The following is a 22,416-nucleotide window of genomic DNA, read 5'->3' as shown; positions in this document are numbered from 1 at the left end:
TTCAGCGGCCGAGCGGTCCGGCGGCGTGCCGCCAGGCGGCGACGGCGAGGGCGTCGAGATCGAGGCCGGTGGTCCCGGCGTCACGAAGCACGACCAGTACGTCGTCGGCGGCGATGGCGACGGTGCGCAGACGCAGTCCCGGCAGTTCGGGGGGCTGTCCGGGGAGCGTCAGGAGTTGTTGATAGGAAAGGGTTTTCGCGCCCGGAACGGCGGGAGCGGGGTGGACGGTGACGGTCGACACCGCGGTACCGGCCGCGTCGTCGACCGTCACCTTCGAGCACCGCCCGGCCTGCGCGGCCCATGCCGTCAGATCGGGCGGGTTCGTCGTGCGCGCGACGAGTTCGGAGACCTGCCCGCCGGGCACGGCGGACTGGAAACCCTGGCCGGTGGCGTCGGTGCCGACCAGCCTGCCGTGGACGACGTCCTCGCAGCCGTCGACGTCGATCCGGCTCTCCTTCCGAGCCTTCGGGTCCGAAGTGGACAGTGCCGCGCGGAGGTCGAAGCCGTCACGCGCGGACGCGTGCGGGACAGCTTCCGGTGGTAGGACCGCGGCGGGCGGAACGGCGGGTGCGGGCGGCGCCGCGGCCGCCTGTATCGATTCTCCCGATGCTCCGGAAATGGTCGCGACCGCGGCGGCGGAGACGATGAGCGCGCGAATTCGGGCAGCCATGAATAGCCCTTTCGGAAGGGTCCTGATGGAGTCGTGGTCCCCTCGGTGGGACGCAGGCGCCGGGGTCACGTCAGTGGACGCCGAACCCGGGCGGCACGACGAAGGCTACGACGGGAAATCGAATACCGGAAGCCGTCAAGAGAACGTAAATGTCCTTCGTGTACAGGGGGTGACCTGCGTATTCCGGGGTTCTCGCTGGTGCGCGAGCAAGTTTGGTACCACCGTGCCACACTCGCTCACTGTCCGTGAGTGGCGGGTCACCCTGATGGGGGAGGCGGACACATTTCTTGTTTCCCTGGCATTCACATTGTCCTCCCGGATTGTGGGCAGGACAATTGCCTGGAAGGGTCCCGTCCGCTTAATGTGTCGGCACCTCCGGATTTCTTTTGCGGGTAATCGCCGTCACATTTTCGAATTCGATCGAACGACCGGGACAAAGGATTGCGTATGCGCACTACTTCGAGGCGGCTGCGGGCCGTCGCGTCGCTGGCGGCCGTGGCGTGTTTGCTGCCTGCCCCGGCGCGGGCCGAGAGCGGCGTCCCGGACGTCCGCCCCGCCGACGGCTCGCACGTCGTCGCCCAGACCACAGTGGACGGTGACCCGCGGACGCTGGATCTCACCGTGCGCTCGGTCGGCGTCGGCAGCTACGCGATGGTCCGGCTGATCCTGCCGTCGCGATGGGCCGCCGAACCGGACCGCAAGTGGCCTGCCGTGTACCTGCTCGCCGGGGAGACGCGGTTGCAGGACTATCGCGGCTGGACGGCCAACACCGACATCCGGAAACTCGCCGACGACTCCGGCGTGCTGGTGGTGATGCCGGGCTCCGGTTCCGCGGGGTTCTTTTCCGACTGGTGGAATTACGGCAAGGACGTCGTGCTCAACCAGTGGGAGACGTTCACCGCGGTCGAGATCCCGCAGCTGATCGACCGCGGCTATCGCGGGGACGGGCGGCGGGTCGCGGCGGGCCTCTCCCTCGGCGGATACGGCGCGGTGGAACTCGCCGCCCGGCGGCCGGGAGTGTTCCGCTTCGCCGGGTCGTTCAGCGGGAATCTCAACCCCACCGGTCCGTACGGCGAGTTGCTGACCAGCGCGATCGTCGCTTCGGCCCGGCAGGATCCCGAAGCGCTCTGGGGCGATCGGCGGCGCGAGGCGTCCCGCTGGGACGCGCACGATCCGCTGGTGAACGCCGACCGCCTGCGCGGCACCGAGCTGTACCTGTCGACGGGCAACGGCCTGCCGGGACCGTTCGATGGGAAACTCCCGGTCGACGTGCTGCCCGGCGCGATGCTGCTCGAATTCCTCTGCGCCGGCCAGACCACCGCGATGGCGGACCGGCTGAACCGGCTCGGCGTCCCGGTCAAGACGGATTTCTACGGTCCGGGCACGCATCACTGGGCGTACTGGCAGGACCAGCTGCACAAGACCTGGCCGCGGATGCTGAGCGCGCTCTCGGCGCCGGTGAAGACTGGGGAGGCGTCGTGACCCGTCCGTCCTTTGTGGTCACCGGGGCGTCGAGCGGGATCGGCCGCGCCTGCGTGACCGAACTCGTCCGGAGGGGTGCGCACGTCTGGGCCAGTGTGCGCACCGATGCGGACGAAACGGACCTTGCTCGCACCTACGGCGAAGCGGTCACCGTGCTGCGAATGGATCTCCGGGACGCGGCGTCGATCGCGGCCTGCGGGGAGAAGGTCGCGGCGGCGGGTCCGCTGCGGGGACTGGTGAACAACGCCGGGATGGCCAGGCCCGGACCGCTGGAACACGTGCCGCTCGAGGATTTCCGGCAGCAACTGGAGGTCAACGTCACCGGTCAGCTCGCCGTCACGCAGGCGATGCTGCCCGCGCTGCGTGCCGCGTCCGCCGCCAGGGTGGTGACCGTCGGATCGATGGGCGGGCGCATCGCCGGGCCGATGGTCGGGCCGTATCACACGTCGAAGTTCGCCCTGGTCGGCTTGACCGACAGCCTGCGCGCCGAACTGGTCCCGTCCGGGATAGGCGTCGTCCTCGTCGAGCCCGGCGCGGTCGCGACCTCGATCTGGCCGCGCGCCCGCGCCGCCGCCGAGGAGGTGCGCGCCGCCCTTCCGGAGGCCGCGCGCGAAAGGTATGGGGCGCAACTGGAGGAAGCCGAACGCAGCGCGGAGCGATCCGCTCGGAACGGTGTGCCGCCCGAGCGGGCGGCGCGGGTCGTGGTCCACGCGCTGACCGCTCGTCGTCCCGCGCCGCGGTACTTGGTCGGCCGGGACGCGCGTGTCGCGGCGGTGCTGGCGAACCTGCCGTTCCGCCTCCGCTACCGGTTGACGGCGGCGAAGCGGTGACCCGGCTCGTGGTGATCGTCGCTCCCGGTTCGCGGGGCGACGTCCAGCCGTGTATCGCCTTGGGGCGTGGTCTCGACGGTGATCGGGTACGCGTGCTGGCGGCCGAGCGGTTCCGGACGCTGGTGACCGGGCACGGCCTGGACTTCGCGCCGCTCTCGGCCGACCCCGGCGAGGTCCTCGGTTCGGCCGGTGGACGCGAATGGACCGAGGGCGGGCGCAATCCCGCGGCCTTCCTGCGCGGACTGCGAGGTGCGCTGGCCCCGGTGCTGGAGCGTCTGCTGGCCGACGTCCACCGAGGAGCGGAGGGCGCGGACCTCGTACTCGCCCCGACGCTGGGATTCCTCGGCGCGCATCTGGGCGCCTCGCTCGGCGTCCCCGACGTCGAACTGCACTATCAGCCCAGCGTGCCGACGGGTGCGTTCGCGCATCCGCTGCTGCCGTGGGCGGCCAAGACCGGGCCGTGTGGCCGCCGGCTGAGCTTTCGCGCCGTCGACACCGTCGCGTGGCAGGTGCTGCGTCCCGAAGTGGACCGGTGGCGGGAACGGTCACTCGGCCTGCCGAGGGCAGGCATACGCGGGCCCCGCCGGACGGAAACCCCGGTGCTGTGCGGATTTTCCGACGCCGTGGTGCCCAGGCCGAACGATTGGCCCGCCAGGGTCCACGTCACCGGGTACTGGTTTCTCGACACCCCCGCCGAGTGGCGGCCGGACCCGCGACTGCGGGACTTCCTCGCCTCCGGGCCACCGCCGGTGTACATCGGTTTCGGCAGCATGCGGCCGTCGGAGGCGGAGCGGACGTTCTCCGCCGTCCGCACGGCATTTCGCCGCGTAGGGCTGCGCGGGCTGCTCGGCACCGATGCCGTGGCCGACGAAGACGATCTGCTGACGATCGGGGACGTGCCGCACGCGTGGCTCTTCCCACGCACCGCGGCGGTGGTGCATCACGGCGGCGCGGGCACGACCGCGGCGGCGTTGCGCGCCGGCGTCCCGTTGCTGGTCTGCCCGGTCTTCTCCGACCAGCCCTACTGGGGTGACCGGGTTTTCCGGCTCGGCGCCGGACCACGTCCGCTCCCGTTACGGGAACTCACCGAGGACTCCTTGACCGCGCGGCTGCTGGAACTGTCCGGCAACCTCCTGTTCCGCCGCGGCGCGCAGTACGTCGCCGGCCGGTTGCGCGAGGAGGACGGGGTGGCGCGAGCCCGGGAGGTGCTGCGGGAAGGTTCTCCCCTCCTGCGCCGGAAGGCGTGATTCGCGTGTCCAGACACGGAACTCACGTGATTGAAGGCGTAACTCACGAGTCGTACGGTCGCAGGCATGAACCTGCGCTCAGCTCTCTGGCTGCCGATCTTCGACGAACTGGCCGATCCGGTGATCATCGCGCGCCTCGCCGCCGAGGCCGAGGAGGCGGGCTGGCACGGTCTGTTCGTCTGGGACCACGTCCGCTGGCGCGAGCCGGTGCGCGCCGTCGCCGATCCGTGGATCACCCTCGCCGCCGTCGCGTCCGCCACCGAGAGCCTCGTCTTCGGTCCGATGGTCACGCCACTGGCCCGCCGCCGCCCGGTCAAGCTCGCCCGCGAGACGGCCACCTTGGACCGGTTGGGTGACGGACGGCTGATCCTCGGCGCGGGGCTCGGCAGCGACCGCTTCGGCGGGGAGTTCTCGAAGACCGGCGACGAGCCGGACGACCGCAAACGCGGCGAGATGCTGGACGAGTCGCTCGAGATCCTCACCGCCGCCTGGTCCGGTGAGCCGGTGCGGCATCACGGCACGCACTACACGGTCGACGACATCACCTTCCTGCCTCGTCCCGCGCGCCCGATCCCAGTCTGGCTGGCTGGCTTCCCCGGGAAGACGAAACCGATGCGCAGGGCCGCGCGGTACGACGGGTTCTTCCCGGTGCACCTGCCGCACGCGGACGAGTTCGCCGAAGTGGTCGAGACGATCACCGGGTGGCGCGAGGACACGGAGAAGCCGTACGACTTCGCCATCGGTGTCCCCGCGGGCACGGATCTCGCGCCGTACGAGCGGGCGGGGGCGACCTGGTGGATGGCCGAATTCCCGTGGGACGACCTGTCCGTCGACGCGGTGCGCGGCGTGCTGCGGGAGGGCCCCGCTTGACCCGGTCTTTAATAACTCTTTACCAAGTGCGATACTGGACCGGCGAGGGGAGTACTTCCCAAGGGTCTGCCCGGTCAATACGGACACTCCGTTGTGTCCCCGGGAGGCCGCCCATCGGGTGAAGGAGACCTCGAACTTCGAGTTCGAGGAGGCTTCATGCCCGAGTCCGTGGCAACCGTGGGATCGCCGGGGTTGTGGGCGATCAGCATCGCCGTCCTGCTGGGACTGCTCGTCGCCGATTTCGCCGTCACCCGCCGCCCGCACGAGGTGTCGATGCGGGAGGCTGTCGGCTGGTCGGTCTTCTACTTGGCGCTCCCGGTCGTGTTCGGGCTCTGGCTGTGGCTCGAGTTCGGTGGCGGCCAGGCGCTCGAGTTCATGACGGGTTTCGTCGTCGAGAAGTCCCTGTCGGTGGACAACCTGTTCGTCTTCATGCTGCTGCTCGCCGCCTTCGCGGTCCCGCCCGCCGTGCAGCAACGTGTGCTGCTGTACGGCATCGTGGGCGCGCTGGTGCTCCGCGGCGTGTTCATCGCGGCCGGTGCCGCGATGCTGTCGGCCGGCACCTGGGCCTTCCTCGTTTTCGGCGTGATCCTGCTGGTCTCGGCGATCAAGATCCTGCGCGAGGCCATGTCCGACGGCCCGGCCGAGATGGATCTTTCGCAGCTGCGGTCGGTCCGGTTGCTGCGCAGGCTGATGCCGGTCACCGACGACTACCGCGGCACCCGGCTGACCGTGCGTGAACACGGGCGCCGCGCGCTCACCCCGCTGGCTGTCGTGGTCGTCGCGGTCTTCGCCACCGACGTCGTGTTCGCGGTCGACTCGGTGCCCGCCGTCTACGGCATCACCGAAGACCCGTACCTCGTGTTCGCCACCAACGCCTTCGCCCTGATGGGTCTGCGTGCCCTGTACTTCGTGCTCCATTCGGCGCTCGCGAAGCTGATCCACCTGAACCACGGCCTGGCGATCATCCTCGCCTTCATCGGGGTGAAGCTGGTCCTGCACTGGGCGCACGGGATCTGGCCGGGCGTGCCACAGGTCCCGACCCCGGTCTCGCTGGGCGTGATCGTCGCCGTCCTCGCCACGGTCTCGTTCACCAGCCTGTACGCACGACGTCGCGAAGCCGCCCGGACGGCAAAGGAGTGAGCGATGATCACCGGACTCGTCGTCGGCTTCCTGATCGACGTGGCGGCCGCCGCCCTCTTCCTCGCCGCGTTGCTGCTGGTCTTCGCGGCGATGCGGCCACCGCGCTGAGGGTCAGGGGAATCGGATCACGGTGATCCCGGCCAGCACGAAGAACACCAGCACCACCATGGTGCCGCTGTGCCCGCCGGACGAACTGGTCACGACCTGCTCGACGGCGCCGGTCAAGCGCACGCCGCAGTCCGCGACGACGGTGTGCTTGCCCGCTTCGATCCGCGTGAACTCCACGTCCGCGGTGAAGGCGCCAGTGCCGTCGGCGTAGGCACCGCCGACGCGCGCGCCGTCCGACGTCAGGGTGACGCGTTCGCCGGGCGTGCAGCCCTTGCCCGTCGCGGACAGCCGGTCGCCGGGTTGCACGCTCGGACGGTCGAGGACGAGGTCGTTCGGCCCCGGCGGCGTGCTGCTGCTCGACGACGGGACGCCGGTCGGCGGCGGGGGAGTGTCCGTTGTGGACGGTGGTGTCGTCGTGGGCGGGGCGGTAGTGGTGACCGGGGTGGTGGTCGTCCCCGGCCGGGTCGGTGTGGTCACCGGGACGGTCGGCTTCGTCGTCGGAGGCACCTTCGTCGTCGGCGGCGCCGTGGTCACGGTCCCGGTCACCCGGAAGTTCGCGCCGCCGGTCAGCGGCTGACCGGTCCGCGCGTTCGTGCAGGTGCCGGAGACCGTGTGACTGCCGGGTGCCGCGTTGCCCGGCACCGTCGCCGCCACCTGTCCACTGGGGGCGCTGACCGAGGTAATGGCCGCCCCGTCCCACGAGAAAGAAATCGGTCCTTTGCACGGGGAGAAATCCCAGGAAATGGTGAAAGAACTCCCCGCGGGACCGCTCGAAGGTTTCAAACCAACCGTCGACTGATAAGGGGACTGCTGGGCGTTTCCCGCTCCCACCTGGGAAACCAGGAACAACAACCCGGTCACGGTGCCGAATATCAGGCGAACCACGATACGCATTGGGACGTCCCTCTCCGGTAAGCACTCGCTGTAGCATTCCGGACCAGTCGGATTACGCAAACAGGGGATGCGCAAAATGGGACGTGTCATCGCGGCAGGGGTTGCGTTGGGTCTTTGCGCGGTCCTCCTCGGCTCACCACCGGCCAGTGCGGGAAGTGTCGATAACGGCAGGCTCGACCTCGCGGTCACCCTCGACGACCGGCCGATCACCAACGCCACGGTCATGATCGATCCGGCGAAGCAGATCGAACTGACCGTCACGGCGACCAACAGCGGCGGGACCTCGGTCAGGGTCCGCAGTGTGCGGGTGTCCGGCGTCGCGCTCGCTCTGACGTTCTTCGCCTACGACACCACGGCACCGTTCGAAGTCCCCGCGCACAGCCGGGTCACCCGGACCTTCGTGCTGGACATGGCCGACCTGTCCGGCCAGGCGATCGGGCTGCTCCCGTCGACCGTCGAACTGCTGGACGCCCAGCGGGGCACGCTCGGCGAGGCGTCCACGGTCGCCGACATCCGTGGATCTTTCTGGTCCGTCTACGGCGCCTTCGGGCTGGCGATGCTCGTGCTCACCGTGCTGGCGTGGCTGACCGCCCTGCTCGCGCTCGCCCGCCACCGCCTCCCCGCCAATCGGTGGCGCCGCGGCCTGCGCTTCCTGCCCGCCGGTTTCGGGACCGGACTCGTCGCCGTCGTCTCGCTGTCGGTGCTGCGGCTCGTCCCACCGGAGCCGTCGATCGAGATCCCGGTGGTCCTCGGCGCCGCCGTCCTCGCGTTCCTGCTCGGCTACTTGACCCCGCATCCGGCGCCCGGTGCCGACGAAACGGTGCGCTTTCCCGATGCCACCAAGGAATTCAACCGATGAGCGCACCTGCCGAGGTCGTCGCCGCACTGCCGCAGTACGAGATCGGGGCCGCGATCGGCCAGGGCGGGATGGGGGTCGTCTTCGCCGGTGTCCACCGTTCGCTGCGCCGTGACGTCGCCATCAAGCAGCTGCCGTGGGACGTGCTGAACCACGCCGTCAGCAGCGAGCTCTTCGACCGTGAAGCGCGGGTGCTGGCCAGCCTCGACCACCCGCACATCGTGCCGGTGTACGACTACGTGCGCACCGGCCGCGAGCATCTGATGGTGATGGAACGCCTTGACGGCGGCACGGTGCACAGCCGATTCCGAAGCGGGGCGATCAGCGGGGAACAGGCCTGCGCGATCGGGCTGGCGACGCTCGCCGGACTCCACGCGGCGCACGAAGCGGGCGTGCTGCATCTGGACGTCAAGCCGAAGAACCTGCTCTTCACCACGCAAGGCGTGATGAAGGTGGCCGACTTCGGCATCGCGAAGGTGATCAGCGAGGGCGCCACCCTCGTCACGCACGGCGGCGAAGTCCTCGGCACCCCCGCCTACATCGCACCCGAACAGGCGATGGGCAACGCGCTGAGCCCGGCCGCCGACGTCTACTCGACGGGCACGGTGCTCTACGAACTGCTGTCCGGGAAACTGCCGTTCGACAACACCCGCGGCGCGATCAGCATGATGCGCCAGCACATGTTCACCGATCCGCGCCCGATCGAGGGCGTGCCGTCACCGCTCGCGGACGTCGTCATGCGCAGCCTCGCGCGCGAACTCGACTCCCGTTACCGCGACGCGGAAACCTTCGCGGCCGACCTCGCGTCGGCCGCCACCTCCGTGTACGGACCGGGCTGGCTGGAACGCTCCCGGGTGCCGGTCCGGCACCTCACCCCGCGGGTGATCTCCGCGCTCAGCACGCCGGTCCCGGCCGGGGACGGCCCGACACGGCCGGTTCACCGCGCCTCACCGGATCCGACGCTGTCGGCGACCCGCGCGAGCTTCCAGCCCGAGTCGCAGTCCGGTGCGGTGCTCTGGTTCCGGCTGGCCGCGACGGCCGCCGCGATCGCGCTCGTGGTGCTCACCCTGCTCACGCCGGAACGGCTGCCGCACGAGGCGACAACGGTGAGAATCGACGGTGCCGCCGCCTCGTCGGCGCCCGTGGATCTCAGCAAGACGTTGACCGTGACCGGTGAGGGCAGCCCGAAACAGGTCACCCTGGACCTTTCGGCCGCCGGGATTCCGCTCGGATCCGCGTCGGCGGTACCGAAACCCGACGGCGAGGGTTTCCGTGCCGACCTTCAGTTCCCCGGGCTCACCCGATGGATCGTCGGTGGTGCGGTCACCGCGACGATGACGACGGACGGCGTCCCGCGGGCCTTCACGGTCGTCACCCGGCAGCATCCGCTCGCGAGCGCGCTCGGCGCGGGCAGCCTGATCCTCGCCCTGTTCGCGTTGGCGTACCTGGAATCCGGGCTGCGGACCATCCGCAACGGACATCGGTGGCGGGGCGCGCTCGTCGGCGGGCCGGTCCTCGGCCTGCTGTTCGGCGCGACGGCGTGGCTGTGCGTCTCGGTGCTGCGAGTGCACGAGCCCGCGGTGTCGTTCGGCGCCGGCTGCTCGATCGCGGGCGCGGTGGCGACGGGTTTCGTGGTCGCGGCGGCCCGCGCACGGCGCTCGCGGTGAAACCCCCGGGGGCGGCCATCGACGGCCGCCCCCGCTCCAGGGTCACGACTTGCGGTGCTTGGCCTCGTCGTCCGTGACCTCGAACTGTTCCTTGCGCACCTTGCCGGAGATCGTCTGGTCTTCGGTGACGGTCTCGGTCTTGAGCCTCGCCCGTTCGACCGCGACGGTTTCCTTGTTCACCACCGGTTTCTCGGCGTGCAGCACGACTTCCTGTTCGTCCTCGCCGATTTCCGCCCGCTCGCCGCCGGCCTTCGTGATCGGTTCCCGTTCGATCCGCACTTCTTCGTGGCTGACCGGAACGGTGACCTGCTGGTCCTCGGTGACGACGTACTTGCGCAGCCGGACATGGCCGGTCTCGACCTGCTCGGTGCCGACGTTCAGCCGCTCCTCGGAGCGAGTCATGGTGGGCTCGGTGTCCCGATCCTTCATGCCGGCGCCCGCGTTCATCGCGGCCTTGTCGCGACCGGTGCCGCCCGGTCGCGGCGCCTGCGCGCGGTCGCCCATCCGGCCGTCCGGCGACGTCCGCGGCATCGGCAGCCCATAGTGCTTGTAGAGCTGTGCGCTCTCCTCCGCGGACAGGTGCCCGTCGGCCTCGATCCGGGGCGCGTCGGTGACGGCCTCCTTGTCGACGCGGACGTGCACGCCGTCGCGGTCCGCGTGGGCGCCCGAGAGCGGGACGAAACTCTCCTTGGTGCCGAACAGACCCGTTTTGACGGTGATCCACTCCGGCTGGCGGGTCGCGTCGGCGAGATAGACGTTGCCGACCTTCCCGAGTTTGTTCCCGGTCGGGTCCACCACGGCGCTGTCGATGAGTTCCTGCGGCTGCATGGTCTTCGCCATCGGCGTGCTCCTCTCGAACGATGCTGCTGAGAAGGCCACCGTCAGCCGGACCGGTGATCATGGCAACCGACGTGGTGCACCTGTGGGTGACCCCCGAAAGTGGTGGTTTGAAGGCGTTCTCACGGGCTAGGAACGGCGTGTCGTCGCAGGTGGAAGGGGGTCTGCGCGGGGTGACCGCCGGGTCTGGATTGGTGCGAAGGTGTGGATCTCCCCGCCGCCCGAAAACCGGATGCGGGGAGCTCCGGGTCTGGCCTACCCTGGTGATCGTGATGCAGCAACTGCTGTTCCTCTGAGGAACGACGCCTCCCTCGGTACCGCGAGCCGCGGTACCGGAGTTCGTTCTTCCTGCTCATCACTTTTCGCTGGAGGCAGTTCCTTCATGTCATCCCCTCTTTCGCCCGCGCCTGTGCGCGCGGCGCACGTCCGCCTGTCCGGCGTCCACCTCTCCTTCGGGGGACGGCCCGTGCTCTCCGGGGTCGACCTCGTCGCGGCCGCCGGTGAGCGTGTCGCCATCGTCGGGGAGAACGGGCGCGGCAAGACCACCCTTCTCCGGGTGCTCGCCGGCGACCTCGCCGCCGACCGCGGCGAGGCGCACCGCTCGGGCTCGGCCGGTGTCGCCGACCAGCAGATCCCGCTCGGCGCGAACGCCACCGTCGGCGCTCTGATCGATCTCGAACTGGCCGCCGTCCGCGCCGCGCTGGCTCGTCTGGAGGCCGCCACCGAGGCGCTCAGCGACGGCCGTCCCGGCGCGGACGACGCCTTCGCCGCCGCGCTGGAGGAGGCCGAGGCCCTCGACGCGTGGGACGCCGACAGGCGTGTCGAAGTGTCACTGGCCGCCTTGAACGCCGTCGACGACCGCGACCGTCCACTCGGGACACTCTCGGTCGGGCAGCGGCACCGGGTGCGGCTGGCCTGCCTGCTCGGCGCGGGACATCCCGTCCTGCTACTGGACGAGCCGACCAACCACCTCGACGCCGCCGGTCTCGACCACCTCACCGAACGGTTGCGCGCTCACCCTGGCGTGGTCGTCCTGGTCAGCCATGACCGGGCGTTGCTCGCGGACGTGGCCACCACGGTGATCGACCTCGATCCGTCGAGTGACGACCGGCCGCGGGTCTACGGCGGTGGCTACGCCGCCTACGTCGAGGCCCGTCGAGCCGAACGTGCCCGCTGGGAAGCGGCGCACGCCGAACAGATCGTCGAGCGGCAACGCCTCGCCGACGATCTGTCCGCGGCGCGGAACCGGCTGCGTGACAACTGGCGGCCGCCCAAGGGCACCGGCAGGCATGTCCGGGCCACTCGCGCGCCGGGGCTGGTCCGCGCGGTCCACCGGCGGCAGGAAGAGCTGGCCGGGCACGTGGTGGCGGTTCCGCCGCCGCCCGCGCGGTTCGCCATGCCCGAACTGCCGTCGCACGGCGGCGCGACGCTGCTCCGTGCCGCCGGGGTGACAGTGGCCGGGCGGCTCACGCGACCGGTCGAGCTGGCGCTGGAAAGCGGCGACCGGCTGGTGATCACCGGCCCCAACGGCGCGGGCAAATCGACGCTACTGGCCGTGCTGGCCGGGGAACTGGAGCCGGGGACCGGCACGGTCACCCGTTCCCGGTCGGCGCGGATCGGCAGGCTGGGGCAGGAGTCCGACCTGCCTGCCAGGCGCACGGCGATCGAGCTGTACGACGAACAACTCGCCAGGGCCGGGCTCCCGGGGCCGGGGCTGGGCGAGCTGGGTCTGCTCGGCGGCTACGACCGGCGCCGTCCGGTGGCCGAACTGTCGGTCGGTGCCCGGCGACGGCTGGACCTGGCACTGGTGCTGGCCCGCCGTCCGCACGTGGTGCTGCTGGACGAGCCGACCAACCACCTGTCCGCCACACTCGTCGACGAGCTGACCGCCGCACTCGAGGTGACTCCGGCCGCGGTGGTGATCGCCACGCACGACAGGCAGCTGTCGCGGGATACGGAGTCCTGGCCGAGGCTCGCGCTGTGAGCCGTCAATCGCGGTGGGCGAGGATGTAGCGCACGGTCTGCGCCAGCACCACGCTCCCGTCGGGTTCGCGTAGCGGCTCGAGCTCCGCGAGCACGGCCCTGCGCACGGCGTCGAGGCGGTCTTCCGGGATCAGCTCCCAGAACATCCGCTGGCCGTGCGACCAGGACCAGGTGATCCAGTGCCCGGGGTCGGCGAACTTCACCGGATAGACACGTTCCACGGACGTGACACCGGTGAAGCCCGCCGACTCCACGGCCTGGCCGAAACCCTCGACGGTGGCGAACAGGCCGGACCTGACGGCCAGGGTCCAGGCAAGCTCCGGTGGTACGAACGGTTTGAACACCTCGCGAACGGCCGCCCACCGGGGATCGTCGGCGCCGAACGTGGTCACGCCCATCCGGCCGCCCGGCGCGAGCAGACGATGCCACGACCGCAGACCGGCGACCGGATCCGGCAGGAAGAACACCACGAACGACGCGAGGAGGACGTCGAACGCGGCCTCGTCCAGCGTCGGTTCTTGGGCGTCCATAAGGGAAACCGAGGCGTTGGCTCCGCGCGCCTCGATGTCCTTCGCGGTGCGCTCGACCATTTCCGCGGAAAGGTCGATACCCAGCACTGATCCTTCGGGGCCGACCCGCTCGGCCGCCGGGAACAGCACCGCGCCCCGTCCGCAGCCGACGTCCAGCACCCGCTCACCGGGGACGAGCCCGACCCGGTCGAGCAGCTCCGTGGCGAACACGCCGAAGAAGTCGACGCCGAGCGCGTCATAGGTCTCCGCGGTCCGGTCGAACAGCCGCGCCATCGCCTGCCGCGTGTAAGCGCTCATGCGCAGGACGATGACCCGGCGAAAACGGCGTTGTCAAACGGATGCCGGGGTTTTGTCATCTCGCTCCAGGTGGTGGTGCCGGGAATTCGTTCCGGAGTCTCAATTCTTCGGGCGAGCTGGGGTAGCTGGTCGATAACGGCCTGCGCGTTCGGTCGTGAGGGCGCCCTTCTTGACGCTAGGCGCCATTTGATGCGTATATGTACGGTTTCGCGTGGGGGTCGTGAGTGTTATGTGTCGTTCTAACGACCCGAAACACTCACGACCGCGAACCCCAAAGAGGCCTCACGAGAACGCGCGGGAGACCTGCGAAAGAACGATGAGCCCGCAGAAGGCCAGGTTCTTGTACTTGTGATCGACCAGGATGGCGACGAATTCGCGGATGGTGGCGCTCGGCCAGAAGTACCACGCCGTCGGCGACCCGATGACCTGGCCGTTCACCTTCGCGCGTCGGGCGATGAGGGCGGCGCGGAGCACGTGGAAGTTGTTCGTGACCACTGTGCACCGGTAGTCCGGCTTGCGCTGCTCCATGATCTCGGCGCTGAAGGTGAGATTCTCGAAGGTCGTCCGCGACCGGTCCTCCAGGAGGATCCGCTCCCTCTCCAGCCCGTTCTCGACCAGATAGCCGGCCATGGCGTGGGACTCCGGCAGGTCCTCGTCGGGCCCTTGCCCGCCCGAGGTGACCACCATCGGCTCTCCGCCGCGGCGGGCTTCCGCCTCCACGACGCGTTTGGCCCGCTTCAGGCGACCGGCCAGCAGTGGTGGCACCTGGTGACCGTCCAGCAGTCCCGAGCCCAGTACCACGACGAAGTCCACGCCTTTCTCGGTGCGGATGCGGCCGTAGACGATCGAGTACAGGAGAAAGCAGACGAAGAGGAACGAGACGTAGACGACGATTCCGTTGAGGCTGCCGCGAAGGATGTCGAGAGGCTCCCACGCCAGTTGCGTGACCGTCGCGTTGAACACGATCAGCGCGCAGATGCCGACCCCGGTCAGCAGCGACAGCACGTTGGCCAGCCTGCGTCCCTCTCGGCGGAGCATGGTGATCCCGTTGCAGATCAGGAAGACCGTCAGCGCGAGGACCGTCGGGATGATCAGCAGGATCACGCCGACCGCGACGAAGCCCGCCGCCTCCGGCGACACCGAGGCGAGCAGCGCGATGAAGGTCACGCCGAGGAACAGAAGCGCGAAGAAGAGGTAGAAGCCGTTCCGCAGCCGACGCCGGTCGCGAAGGAAGCTCACCAGGAAAGCCGCGCAGCACAAGGCCGCGATGGCGAAGGGAATTGCGGCGGCCCTCACGAGAACTCCAGCCTTCGGACGATGCGGCGGCATTGAACCATATGACGCGGACACCGGTGGTGCCGTCGGTGGGTGTGTCGCCTTTCCTTGCCCGACAGGGTGTTACCGCGCCCGCTGCACCGGCCGCTCGTCCCACACCGGTTCCGGCGTCTCTCGCACCTGCCCGTCCGAGCCGAACACGAGGAACCGGTCGAACGAGCGCGCGAACCACCGGTCATGCGTCACCGCGACAGTGGTGCCTTCGTACGCTTCGAGCGCCAGTTGCAATGCCTCCGCCGAGGCGAGGTCGAGGTTGTCGGTCGGCTCGTCCAGCAGCAGGATGGTGGCGCCGCCGATCTCCAGCAGCAGGATCTGGAACCGCGCCTGCTGCCCGCCGGACAGCTTCTCGAACCGCTGGTCGCCTTGGCCGTCGAGTTCGTAGCGGCGCAGGATGTTCATCGCGGGCCCGCGGCTGCGCGCGTAGCCGGTCCAGAGGATGTCGACGAGTGTGTGCCCGAGCAGTTCGGGATGGGCGTGTGTCTGCGCGAAATGGCCGGGGACGACGCGGGCGCCGAGTTTCCACAGTCCGTCGTGCGCGACGTCTTCGCCCGCCAGCAAGCGCAGGAAATGCGATTTGCCGGAGCCGTTCGAGCCGAGCACCGCGACCCGTTCGCCGTAGAAGACCTCCAGGTCGAAGGGTTTCATCAGGCCACGGAGTTCCAGCCCTTCGCAGGTGACGGCGCGGACACCGGTCCGGCCGCCGCGCAGGCGCATGGTGATCTTCTGTTCACGCGGGGGAGCGGCAGGCGCTCCGGCCTCCTCGAACTTGCGCAAACGTGTCTGCGCGGCGTGGTAGCGCGAAGCCATTTCGTCGCTGCGCGCGGCGTACTGACGCATGTCGGCGACGAGCTTCTTGAGCTGGGCGTGCTTTTCGTCCCACCGGCGGCGGAGTTCCTCGAAGCGTTCGAAGCGCTCCGCGCGTGCCTGGTGGTAGGTGTCGAAGCCGCCGCCGTGCACCCAGACGTCGCCGCCGGCGGGCCCGGGTTCGACGCTGATGATCTTCTTCGCCGCGCGCGCGAGGAGTTCCCGGTCGTGCGAAACGAACAGCACGGTCTTCTGGGTCTCACGCAGCCGCTCTTCCAGCCACTGTTTGCCGGGGACGTCGAGGTAGTTGTCGGGCTCGTCGAGCAGGAGGACGCCGGAACCGCCGAGCAGCAACGCCTCCAGCACCAGTCGCTTCTGTTCGCCGCCGGACAGGGTGCGCACCTCGCGCCAGCGCGCCTTCTCGTACGGCAGGCTGAGCGCCGCCGTCGTGCACTTGTCCCACATGACTTCGGCCTCGTAGCCGCGCGCGTCACCCCAGTCGCCGAGCGCCTGGGCGTACGCCATCTGGCTCGCTTCGTCGTCGCGTTCCATCAAGGCGAGTTCGGTCTCGTCGACGGCGCGGGCGGCGGCACGGAGCGCTTCCGACGACACGGACACGAGCAGGTCCCGCACTGTCCGTTCGTCACGCACCGACCCGACGAACTGGGGCATCACGCCGAGCCCGCCGCTGATGGTCACCGAGCCGCCGTCGGGCGTGATCTCGCCCGAGATCAGCCGCAGCAAGGTCGTCTTGCCCGCACCGTTGGCGCCCACGAGCGCGCAGACACTGCCTTCCCCGACCCGGAACGAGACGTCGTCGAGGAGCAGGCGCCCGTCGGGTAGGTAGTACTCGACGTGCGCGACTTCGACGTGGCCCATTTCGACAGACTGCCCGCGGCCGCGGCAATCACGCAACGCAATATCTCCGGTAGTGTCGGTGACGTGGAGCGAACCTACTTCGGCGTGCGGCTCAAGCTGATGCTTGCGCTGTTCCTGCCCGAGTTGTTCATCGTGCTCCCGGTCGTCGGCGGGGTGAACCCGCTGAGCCTGGCCACCGCGCTGACGGCGTCGGTGGCGGTCGCCAACCCGCTCGGGCTGGCCGCCGCTCTCACCGCGTCGCTCGCCGTCATCCTGCTCGCGTTCGCGGCGCACTTCCGCCTCGAACCGGCGGCCGCGGCGATGAAGGTGCGCGCCATCAGCCTGCGCGAACGCGCGCAGCTGTACTTGAGCCTGCGCGATCCCGACGCGCGTGGCCGCGTCCGTCCCCGTGCTCCGTCACCGGGCATCGTGGCTGCCTGATCTCTCCTCGTTCGAAGGTGAGGCAGTCACTCCTGCCCACGCACCTTCAACCGACGGAGTGACCCGGTCATGTTCGATGTCTTCCTGTACCCCGTTTCCGCCATTCTCTGGTTCTGGCACAAGGTTTTCGGCGCTGTTTCCAGTCCTGACTCGGGCGTGGCCTGGGTGCTGTCCATCGTGTTCCTCGTTTTCACCCTGCGCCTGTTGCTGGTCAAACCCGCTCTCAGCGCGCTGCGGGCGGGCCGCCGCATGCAGGCGCTCGCGCCGCGGATGCGGCAGCTCAAGGAGAAGTACGGCAAGGATCGCCAACGGATGGCGAAAGAGATCCAGAAGCTGCACGCCGAAACCGGTGTGAGCCCGCTGGGCGGTTGTCTCCCGGCGCTGATCCAGCTGCCGGTGTTCCTTTCCCTGTACTGGGTTCTGCGCGATTTCACCCCGGGAGCCACGTCGAACCACGTCTTCGACCGGGCCGGGGTGGAGTCGTTCTTGAACGCCGACCTGTTCGGCGCCAAGCTCGGCAACTGGCTTTCGCAACCGGCGGCGGAGCTGGCCGCGTTCGGCACCGACCACGTCCACATGATCGCCGTCGGGGTGCCGCTGATGCTGATCGCGAGCCTGGCCACGTTCTTCTCGCTGCGCTCGGGACTCGCCCGGCAGACCGCGACCGCCCCGGAGACGGCGGGGATCACCAAGCTGATGATGTACCTGGCGCCGGTCGGCATGCTGGTCTCGGGAGCGTTCTTCCCGGTGCCGATCGGGGTGCTGCTGTACTTCCTGGCCACCAACGTGTGGACGCTGGGGCAGCAGCATTTCCTCACCAAGGTCGTCGACAGGGCGGCGATCGAGTAGCGGGGGACCGGTCCCGCGTGACCGGTTTACCCTCGGCCGGATGAAGATCCGGGCGGAAGCGCGAATTCGAGTGACCATGGCGCTTGCCGCCGGCTGCTTGCTGGCGGGGTGCGGTGCGAATCCGCCGGAGCCGTCGCTCGCCCCGTCGACGGCGGCGCCGTCCCCGACCGGTCCGGATCCCGCACTCGTCTCCTGGGCGGGCGGCTACTGCGGTGCGGTCAAGGACATGCGACTGATCGTCTACACGCTGGCCAAGGGGTTCGAGATCAAGACCGAGGCGGATCTGCCGAAGGCGGCGGCTTCGCTGACCAAACTGGACACCACGCTGGCGGCGGCGATCGGAGGACTGGAGAAGCTGCCACCGGCCGCCCCGCCGGCGCAGGAGGCCAACACGCTCGCCGCCGGCGAGCTTGCCTTCTACCGGAAGGTGCGGAAACAGGTCACCGAGTCGCTGGCGCTGCTTCCGAAGGGTGGTGTCGACTACGCCCAGTCGTCCCTCCACGTGATCGGGATCGACTTGGTTTCGCACAGGTCCGTCGTCGAGACCGGCAAGGTTCCCGGCCTCGACCCGGCGATGAAGGCCAACAAAGCCTGCGAGCTTGTCGGCTAGTAACGCGAATTCGGGCGAAGAACTGTTCGGTACCGGCGTGTCGGGCAAAGCAGGATCGGGAATCATCGCGCTCGCCCGGGAACTGTTCCCGGGCGGGTGGGTGTTCCCGGCGCCGTCCGGCGCCGGGAACGCGTTCGCAGATGACGGCCGGTGAGCGACGCGGAGTCCTCGGCCAGAGCCGACGGCGTGCCCTCGAACACGACCGTCCCGCCGTCGGCGCCCGCGCCCGGTCCGATGTCGATGACGTGGTCGGCGTGCGCGATCACCCGTTGGTCGTGTTCGATCAGGACGAGCGTCGCGCCCCCGTCGACCAGCTCGTCGCAAAGGGTGAGCAGCCGGTCGACGTCGCTGCCGTGCAGTCCGGCGGTGGGTTCGTCGAGGATCAGGCGCAGTTCGTCCGCGGGACCCGCGTCGGCGAGGTGACGGGCGAGCAGCAGCCGCTGCCGTTCGCCGCCGGACAAGGTGTCGAGGCCCTGTCCGATCGTGAGGTAGCCGAGCCCGACCCGGTCCAGCCAGCGCAACCGCCGCGCGATGGGGGACCCCTCGCCGAACAGGGCGGCGGCGTCGGCGGGGTTCATCGCCAGGACGTCGGCGATGGTCCGGCCGTTCAGGCGCGCGTCGAGCGCGGCAGGGTTGAACCGGGTGCCGCCGCAGGCGTCGCAGCCGGTCTGGACGTCGTCGAGGAACGCGAGATCGGTGACGATGACGCCCTTTCCCTTGCAGACCGGGCAGCCTCCCCGGCCGTTGGCGCTGAACCACGACGGATTCTTCCCCGTGGCCTTGCCGAAGGCTTCGCGGACGGGTTCGGCGACACCGAGCACCGTGGCCGGGGTGGAGCGGATGCCACCGCGCAGCGGAGCCTGTTCGACGACGAGGAAATCGGGATGCCGCCGGGGGAGTTCGCCGGTGATCAGGGTGCTCTTTCCGGATCCGGCGACACCCGAGACGACGGTCAGGACACCGAGCGGAATGTCGACGGTGATGTCACGCAGGTTGTGGCTGCGGGCGCCGGAGATCGTCACGGCTCCGCGGGCGGTGCGGGGCCGCTCGCGGAAGTGGAGCGGGGCAGCGAGAATCCGTCCGGTTTCGGTGCCGGCCGTGGCGAGCTCGCGAGGGGCGCCTTCGAACTGGACGCGTCCGCCGCCGTCGCCGCCGGACGGTCCGAGATCGATGACGTGGTCGGCCGCCGCGATGACCGCGGGATGGTGTTCGACCACGAGGATCGTGTTGTGCGCGTCGCGGAGTTCGGCCAGCAGTTCGAGCAGCCGGTGCACGTCGTGCGGATGCAGGCCGGTGCTGGGCTCGTCGAACACGTAGCAGACGTCGCTGAGCGCGCTGCCGAGGTGACGGACGATCTTGACGCGCTGGGCTTCGCCGCCGGAAAGCGTCCTCGATTCCCTGGAGAGGCTGAGGTAGCCGAGGCCGACCGAATCCAGCGCGTCGAGGCGTTCCTTGATCGCCTGCACCAGCGGCGCCACCGACGGATCGCGTATCGCCGCGACGACGTCACGCAGATCGCCGACCGGCATCGCCGACCAGTCCGCGATGGACCGCCCGTCGATCAGGCTGCCGCGCGCGGCCTCGGAAAGTCGGGTTCCTTCGCACTCCGGGCAGACGCCACGGCTGACGACGCCGGCGAGTCCCTCCTGTTCCTCGGCGGTGAGGCGCGACGGCGTCTTGCGCAGGTACGAGTCCCGCAGCCGCGGGACGATGCCGTCGAAAACGCCGTGCTTGGGGTAGTCGGAGCCGGGATCGTCGAGGCGCAGTCCTTCGGCGTGCAGCAGGGTGTCGAGCTTCGCCGCCGGTAACCGTCCCAACGGGACATCGGGGTCGACGAGTCCGGAGTGGACGAGCCGTTTCCACCGGTAGGTCCCGGGGGCGAAGGTCGGGAAGCGCACGGCGCCTTCGCGCAGGCTCCGCGAGCGGTCGAGCAGCCGGTCGAGATCGATGTCGTCGACCATGCCGAGCCCTTCGCAGCGCGGGCACATCCCGGCGGGATCGTTGAACGAGTAGGCGGGCGAGAACCCGGCGCCCGGCTTGCCGAGGCGGGAGAACAGCACGCGCAACAGCGGCCCGATGTCGCTCGCCGTGCCCACGGTGGACCGCGCGTTCCCGGTGAACCGCCGTTGATCGACGATCGTGGTGAAGACCAGCCCGTCGATCCGGTCGACGTCGGCGGGCGGATGCTGGGGGAGCCGGTTCCGGACGAAGGCGGGATAGCTCCCGGTGACCAGGCGCTCGGCTTCGGCCGCGATCGTGTCGAACGCCAGCGACGACTTCCCCGACCCCGACACGCCGGTGAACACCGTCAGCCGGTGTTTCGGCACCCGCACCGACACGTCGCGGAGGTTGTTCGTCCGGGCCCCTTCCACCGTGATCCACCGGCCACGCTCATCTCGAACTTTCGCCATGAACCGAGGCTACGATGAGATGTGGCCGGTTTACGGCCACAATTAACGGGAGGCGTCATGACGGCACCACGGGAACGGATGCTGCGGCTGTTATCGCTCCTGCAGTCCGGCCGCCAGTGGCCCGCCGCCGAACTCGCGACGGCCATGGAAGTCCCGCCCCGCACGCTTCGCCGCGACATCGACCACCTCCGCGGCCTGGGCTATCCCGTCGAGAGCAGCCGTGGCCCGGGCGGCAACTACCGTCTCGTCGCGGGCACCGCGCTGCCGCCGCTCATGCTGGAACACGACGAGGCCATCGCCACCGTGCTCGGGCTGCGGCTCGCCGCGGCCGGCGGAACCGGCGTCGACCTGACCGCCGAATCGGCGGACCGCGCCGCCGCGAAACTCCGGCGTGTCCTGCCCGCGGCGCTGCGAAAACGGACCGACGCGATGCTCGCCGCGGTCGAATTCGGGACGGGTGAACCACTGCGGGTCACTCAGGATGTCCTGAACGTCCTCGCCGCGGCGATCGCGGCCCGACGGTGCCTCGAGTTCGCGTACACGGCGAAGGACGGCCCGTCGTCACGGACGGTCGAGCCGATGCGTCTCGTCCAGCTCGGCAGGCGGTGGTACCTCTACGCGTGGGACCTCGGCAGACGGGATTGGCGCAGCTTCCGCCTCGACCGGATCGCCGAGCCGAAGACGACCGACGTGGCCTTCGAGCCCCGCGCACTGCCCGTCGACGACGTCGCGGCTCACCTCCAAGAACGCTTCCACAGCCCGAAATCGCTCCGGGTCACGCTGACCCTGGACGTCGGCGCGGAGGAGGCCGCGGCCCGGCTCCACCGAATCGACGGGAGTTTCGAAGCCCTCGGCGACCACCGCTGCCGCTACGTCGCGTACGTCGATTCCTTCGAATGGCTGGCTGTCGTCTTGACCCTCACCGACATCGAGTTCACGGTGGAGGAACCGGCGGAGTTCGGTGAGTACCTCGCGCGGACCGGGGAACGGCTTCTGCGGGGGAGCCTTTCGCGTAGCTCGCGTGATTGAAGGCGTAACTCGCGTGATCAGAGGCGGAACTCGCGTGATTGGAGAGCGAACACGGCGGCTCAGGTGTCGCCGGGGTGCGGCCACTGCTGCCCGCGTGTCCAGGAGTCCAGGACCATCAGGGTCTTCGTGCCCGTCACCTGGTGGTGCCGCCGGATCTCGTCGATGGTCTGCTGCAGGTGGCCCATGTCCCGCACCCGCAGCCAGACGAGCGCGTCGGGGTCGCCCGCGATGGTGAACACCGCCTGGGCTTCGGGCATCCGGGTGGTGGTGCGGACGATCTCGCCGACCTTCGTGGTCCCGGTGAAGCGCAGTTCGGTGAACGCCTCGATGGCCCAGCCGAGTTTGGCGTGGTCGATCTGGACGGTGTAGCCGACGATGACGCCGGCCTCCTGCATGCGGTCGATGCGGCGTTTGACCGCCGCGGTCGAGAGCGTGACGCGGGCCCCGATGTCGCCGAGGGTGCGCCGGGCGTCCTCCCGCAGCAGTTCGAGGATTTCGCGATCGGTCTCGTCGATGAGCTGGTCCGCCATGAGCCAGGATGGTACGCAGACGCAACAGATATCGGCCAGCGGTGAGGATAGGCCGGATTTTTTGCGTGCTGAGGGTCAATAGACTGCCGCTTGTTGCGACGGCCCGCGCGGTCGGGTCTCCTGTCGTGACGTCGCACG

20 protein-coding genes are annotated in these 22,416 nt (G+C 69.5%); 12 read left to right on the top strand and 8 right to left on the bottom strand.

The window, feature by feature from the left end; genetic code table 11:
- Nucleotide 1: 1 nt before the first annotated feature.
- Nucleotides 2-670, bottom strand: coding sequence for a hypothetical protein (locus DMH03_RS38635; protein WP_125796956.1), 669 nt, complete (start codon nt 668-670; stop codon nt 2-4).
- A 447-nt stretch (nt 671-1,117) separates the two neighbouring features.
- Here DMH03_RS38635 and DMH03_RS38630 point away from each other — a divergent pair, with 447 nt between their 5' ends.
- The 5 genes from DMH03_RS38630 to DMH03_RS38610 all read left to right on the top strand — a co-directional run bounded on the left by DMH03_RS38630 (nt 1,118) and on the right by DMH03_RS38610 (nt 6,239).
- A complete protein-coding gene (locus tag DMH03_RS38630; protein WP_125796955.1) occupies nt 1,118-2,152 on the top strand; it encodes an alpha/beta hydrolase family protein in 1,035 nt (344 codons plus the stop codon).
- A complete protein-coding gene (locus DMH03_RS38625) occupies nt 2,149-2,982 on the top strand; it encodes an SDR family NAD(P)-dependent oxidoreductase (RefSeq protein WP_125796954.1) in 834 nt (277 codons plus the stop codon). The genes DMH03_RS38630 and DMH03_RS38625 overlap by 4 nt, the downstream gene beginning before the upstream one ends.
- Nucleotides 2,979-4,229, top strand: coding sequence for a glycosyltransferase (locus DMH03_RS38620; protein WP_125796953.1), 1,251 nt, complete (start codon nt 2,979-2,981; stop codon nt 4,227-4,229). The genes DMH03_RS38625 and DMH03_RS38620 overlap by 4 nt, the downstream gene beginning before the upstream one ends.
- Before the next feature lie 66 nt (nt 4,230-4,295).
- Complete coding sequence (locus DMH03_RS38615) at nt 4,296-5,099, top strand: LLM class flavin-dependent oxidoreductase (RefSeq protein ID WP_125796952.1); 804 nt, start codon at nt 4,296-4,298, stop codon at nt 5,097-5,099.
- Nucleotides 5,100-5,255: 156 nt separating this feature from the next.
- On the top strand, nt 5,256-6,239 hold the full coding sequence (locus DMH03_RS38610; protein ID WP_125796951.1) for a TerC/Alx family metal homeostasis membrane protein: 984 nt from the start codon (nt 5,256-5,258) through the stop codon (nt 6,237-6,239).
- 111 nt (nt 6,240-6,350) lie between these two features.
- Here the strand turns inward: DMH03_RS38610 and DMH03_RS42745 are convergent, their stop codons facing one another.
- The gene (locus DMH03_RS42745; protein ID WP_233611843.1) at nt 6,351-7,001 is read right to left on the bottom strand and encodes a hypothetical protein; all 651 of its coding nucleotides are present in this window, start codon (nt 6,999-7,001) and stop codon (nt 6,351-6,353) included.
- Nucleotides 7,002-7,317: 316 nt separating this feature from the next.
- Here DMH03_RS42745 and DMH03_RS38595 point away from each other — a divergent pair, with 316 nt between their 5' ends.
- Together DMH03_RS38595 and DMH03_RS38590 are read left to right on the top strand one after the other, a co-directional pair.
- The gene (locus DMH03_RS38595; protein ID WP_125796950.1) at nt 7,318-8,100 is read left to right on the top strand and encodes a hypothetical protein; all 783 of its coding nucleotides are present in this window, start codon (nt 7,318-7,320) and stop codon (nt 8,098-8,100) included.
- Entirely contained in the window at nt 8,097-9,764 is a 1,668-nt protein-coding gene (locus tag DMH03_RS38590) for a serine/threonine-protein kinase (protein ID WP_125796949.1), read from the top strand. Before DMH03_RS38595 ends, DMH03_RS38590 begins: the two co-directional genes overlap by 4 nt.
- A gap of 42 nt (nt 9,765-9,806) precedes the next feature.
- On the opposite strand, the gene DMH03_RS38585 is transcribed toward DMH03_RS38590, so the two are convergent.
- The gene (locus DMH03_RS38585; RefSeq protein WP_125796948.1) at nt 9,807-10,604 is read right to left on the bottom strand and encodes a DUF2382 domain-containing protein; all 798 of its coding nucleotides are present in this window, start codon (nt 10,602-10,604) and stop codon (nt 9,807-9,809) included.
- A gap of 379 nt (nt 10,605-10,983) precedes the next feature.
- Between DMH03_RS38585 and DMH03_RS38580 the strand changes: the two genes are divergently transcribed.
- Nucleotides 10,984-12,585: an ABC-F family ATP-binding cassette domain-containing protein gene (locus tag DMH03_RS38580; RefSeq protein WP_125796947.1), complete on the top strand. Its 1,602-nt coding sequence runs from the start codon at nt 10,984-10,986 to the stop codon at nt 12,583-12,585.
- Between the two features lie 4 nt (nt 12,586-12,589).
- Here the strand turns inward: DMH03_RS38580 and DMH03_RS38575 are convergent, their stop codons facing one another.
- The 3 genes from DMH03_RS38575 to DMH03_RS38565 all read right to left on the bottom strand — a co-directional run bounded on the left by DMH03_RS38575 (nt 12,590) and on the right by DMH03_RS38565 (nt 16,429).
- Nucleotides 12,590-13,411, bottom strand: a complete 822-nt coding sequence (locus DMH03_RS38575) for a class I SAM-dependent methyltransferase (protein ID WP_125796946.1) — start codon at nt 13,409-13,411, stop codon at nt 12,590-12,592.
- 282 nt (nt 13,412-13,693) lie between these two features.
- Nucleotides 13,694-14,707, bottom strand: a complete 1,014-nt coding sequence (locus tag DMH03_RS38570) for a YdcF family protein (RefSeq protein ID WP_125796945.1) — start codon at nt 14,705-14,707, stop codon at nt 13,694-13,696.
- Between the two features lie 102 nt (nt 14,708-14,809).
- A complete protein-coding gene (locus DMH03_RS38565; RefSeq protein WP_125796944.1) occupies nt 14,810-16,429 on the bottom strand; it encodes an ABC-F family ATP-binding cassette domain-containing protein in 1,620 nt (539 codons plus the stop codon).
- A gap of 63 nt (nt 16,430-16,492) precedes the next feature.
- Between DMH03_RS38565 and DMH03_RS38560 the strand changes: the two genes are divergently transcribed.
- The 3 genes from DMH03_RS38560 (at nt 16,493) to DMH03_RS38550 (ending at nt 18,308) form a co-directional block, all read left to right on the top strand.
- Nucleotides 16,493-16,849 carry a DUF6412 domain-containing protein gene (locus tag DMH03_RS38560; protein ID WP_125796943.1) on the top strand — a complete coding sequence of 119 codons (357 nt, stop codon included), beginning with the start codon at nt 16,493-16,495 and terminating at the stop codon, nt 16,847-16,849.
- Nucleotides 16,850-16,918: 69 nt separating this feature from the next.
- Nucleotides 16,919-17,698 carry a membrane protein insertase YidC gene (gene yidC / locus DMH03_RS38555; RefSeq protein ID WP_125796942.1) on the top strand — a complete coding sequence of 260 codons (780 nt, stop codon included), beginning with the start codon at nt 16,919-16,921 and terminating at the stop codon, nt 17,696-17,698.
- A gap of 40 nt (nt 17,699-17,738) precedes the next feature.
- Nucleotides 17,739-18,308, top strand: a complete 570-nt coding sequence (locus DMH03_RS38550) for a hypothetical protein (RefSeq protein WP_125796941.1) — start codon at nt 17,739-17,741, stop codon at nt 18,306-18,308.
- 62 nt (nt 18,309-18,370) lie between these two features.
- Here the strand turns inward: DMH03_RS38550 and DMH03_RS38545 are convergent, their stop codons facing one another.
- The gene (locus DMH03_RS38545; protein ID WP_233611842.1) at nt 18,371-20,719 is read right to left on the bottom strand and encodes an excinuclease ABC subunit UvrA; all 2,349 of its coding nucleotides are present in this window, start codon (nt 20,717-20,719) and stop codon (nt 18,371-18,373) included.
- Between the two features lie 57 nt (nt 20,720-20,776).
- On the opposite strand from DMH03_RS38545, the gene DMH03_RS38540 reads away from it, so the two are divergent.
- Nucleotides 20,777-21,748 (top strand): YafY family protein, encoded by a 972-nt coding sequence (locus DMH03_RS38540; protein ID WP_233611841.1) that lies wholly within the window; start codon nt 20,777-20,779, stop codon nt 21,746-21,748.
- Nucleotides 21,749-21,807: 59 nt separating this feature from the next.
- Here DMH03_RS38540 and DMH03_RS38535 read toward each other — a convergent pair whose 3' ends face one another.
- Nucleotides 21,808-22,278, bottom strand: a complete 471-nt coding sequence (locus DMH03_RS38535) for an Lrp/AsnC family transcriptional regulator (protein WP_125787087.1) — start codon at nt 22,276-22,278, stop codon at nt 21,808-21,810.
- Nucleotides 22,279-22,416: the final 138 nt, after the last annotated feature.

The sequence above is a fragment of the Amycolatopsis sp. WAC 01376 genome, assembly GCF_003947415.1.
Lineage (GTDB): Bacteria > Actinomycetota > Actinomycetes > Mycobacteriales > Pseudonocardiaceae > Amycolatopsis.
Note: the sequence above shows the minus strand (reverse complement) of the source record. Positions and strands in the feature narration are given on the sequence as shown.